The organism is Colwellia ponticola (assembly GCF_005885605.1).
GTDB classification, from domain to species: domain Bacteria; phylum Pseudomonadota; class Gammaproteobacteria; order Enterobacterales; family Alteromonadaceae; genus Colwellia; species Colwellia ponticola.
Genome location: NZ_SZVP01000145.1, coordinates 1 through 440, shown reverse-complemented (window position 1 = coordinate 440; position 440 = coordinate 1). Strand labels below are relative to the sequence as shown.

Sequence of the window (440 nt, the reverse complement as noted above, 5' to 3'; positions counted from 1 at the left end):
CCTGGTTGGAAACGGTCGGCTGCAACACAGCGCCCGGCGCGTAGAGGTCGACCACGGATTTCGCGTTGCCGGTCTGCAGGGCGCTGTTCCAGCGGTCGAATAAACCGGCAATCTCGCGGTCTTTGACATTGGCCGGCGCCTGGGCGACTTCACGGTAGACATACGGGGCCGTCTCGGCGGCATGAACAAACGGTACGCTCAGGGCAAACATCAGGGCGATCGGGGCGATATCGAATTTCATTGCATTACTCCAGTGGTCGTCGTTGAGGCCACTTTGCCAACCTGCCCGCCAGCCGCCATCGGCCAACCGGAGGTATTTACCTATGCCATTTGGCAGATAGCGCCCAAGGGGTCCGACCATGTCTAATAGATCCCCCTCGCGCCCGCAGCAATGGAGCATCAACCATGCATGACACGCCCCATGATCCCGGCAGCGCCCT

The 440-nt window shown here is 60.9% G+C and carries 1 protein-coding gene; it reads right to left on the bottom strand.

The genetic code is table 11. From position 1 onward, the window contains the following. Nucleotides 1-241: hypothetical protein (locus FCS21_RS16270; RefSeq protein WP_222928001.1), on the bottom strand; the 241-nt coding region annotated here is incomplete at its 3' end. Between the last annotated feature and the right edge of the window lie 199 nt (nucleotides 242-440).